1 protein-coding gene is annotated in these 1,678 nt (G+C 65.3%); it reads right to left on the bottom strand.

The annotated features are described in order from the left end of the window. Positions 1-59 precede the first annotated feature (59 nt). Positions 60-1,508: a 30S ribosomal protein S1 gene (rpsA, locus tag NQ160_RS23465; protein WP_257517408.1), complete on the bottom strand. Its 1,449-nt coding sequence runs from the start codon at positions 1,506-1,508 to the stop codon at positions 60-62. Positions 1,509-1,678: the final 170 nt, after the last annotated feature.

Here is a 1,678-nt window from a genome sequence, read left to right as displayed (position 1 = left end):
CGGCGCCGTGGAACGACGAAGGGCCGCCACTGAGAACAGTGACGGCCCTTCGTGATGGATCAACGACCCGAGAGCTTCTCCCGCAGGGCGGCGAGAGCCTCGTCGTCGGCCAGCGTGCCGGCAGAACCGCTGTCGGACGAGTACGTTCCCGCACCCGCGTCGACACCGGCGGCGGCCTCGGCCTCGAGGGCCTTGGCGACGGCGGCCTTGTGAGCCTCCCAGCGACCCTGAGCGGCGGCGTACTCGGCCTCCCAGGCCAGACGCTGCTCGTCGAAGCCTTCCTTCCACTGGTTGGTCTCAGCGTCGAAGCCCTCGGGGTACTTGTACTCCCCGTTCTCGTCGTACTCCGTGACCATGCCGTAGAGGGCGGGGTCGAACTCGGTGCCGTTGGGGTCGACCGACTCGTTGGCCTGCTTGAGCGACAGCGAGATGCGACGACGCTCGAGGTCGATGTCGATGATCTTCACGAAGACCTCTTCACCGACCGACACGACCTGCTCGGCCAGCTCGACGTGCTTGCCGGACAGCTCCGAGATGTGCACGAGGCCCTCGATACCGTCGGCGACGCGGACGAACGCACCGAAGGGGACCAGCTTGGTGACCTTGCCCGGAGCGACCTGACCGATCGCGTGGGTACGGGCGAAGACCTGCCACGGGTCCTCCTGCGTCGCCTTGAGCGACAGCGAGACGCGCTCGCGGTCCAGGTCCACCTCGAGGATCTCGACGGTGACTTCCTGGCCGACCTCGACGACCTCGGAGGCGTGCTCGATGTGCTTCCACGAGAGCTCGGAGACGTGCACGAGGCCGTCCACGCCGCCCAGGTCGACGAACGCACCGAAGTTGACGATCGACGAGACCGTGCCCTTGCGGACCTGGCCCTTGTGCAGGTTGTTGAGGAACGTGGTGCGCGACTCGGACTGCGTCTGCTCGAGCAGGGCGCGGCGCGACAGCACGACGTTGTTGCGGTTCTTGTCGAGCTCGAGGATCTTCGCCTCGATCTCCTGACCCAGGTACGGCGTCAGGTCACGGACACGACGCAGCTCGATCAGCGAGGCCGGCAGGAAGCCGCGCAGCCCGATGTCGACGATGAGACCGCCCTTGACGACCTCGATCACCTGACCGGTGACGACACCGTCGGTGTCCTTGATCTTCTCCACATCGCCCCAGGCGCGCTCGTACTGCGCACGCTTCTTGGACAGGATGAGGCGGCCTTCCTTGTCCTCCTTCTGGAGAACCAGGGCTTCAACCTCGTCGCCGACCTTGACGACCTCGTTGGGGTCGACGTCGTGCTTGATGGAGAGCTCGCGCGAGGGGATGACGCCCTCGGTCTTGTACCCGACGTCGAGGAGCACCTCGTCGCGGTCGATCTTCACCACGGTGCCTTCGATGAGGTCGCCGTCGTTGAAGAACTTCAGAGTCTTCTCGACCGCGGCCAGGAAGTCCTCGGCAGATCCGATGTCGTTGATCGCGACCTGCTTGGTGGCCGGGGCGGTCGTTGCGGTAGTCATGTAGTGGGTTGTCCTTGTTGGGTTGGGGTATCGGGCCTCGAACAGGGCCGCGCACGCCAGGGCGAACGGAACCTCGGTAAGAGGCGAAGCGGATTGTGTGATGCGATGCCACGTGCAGCCACCGATTCGGCGGCCACACGAATGACACTTCAGGATACCAGAGAACGGCG

Source organism: Microbacterium sp. zg.Y909 (assembly GCF_024626565.1).
The sequence above is the reverse complement of the archived record's forward strand: the minus strand, read 5'-3'. Positions and strand labels throughout refer to the sequence as shown.

What these genes read in the sequence shown, in the direction of transcription:
- rpsA (WP_257517408.1), bottom strand. Translation starts at nt 1,508, where the DNA reads ATGACTACCGCAACGACCGCCCCGGCCACCAAGCAGGTCGCGATCAAC.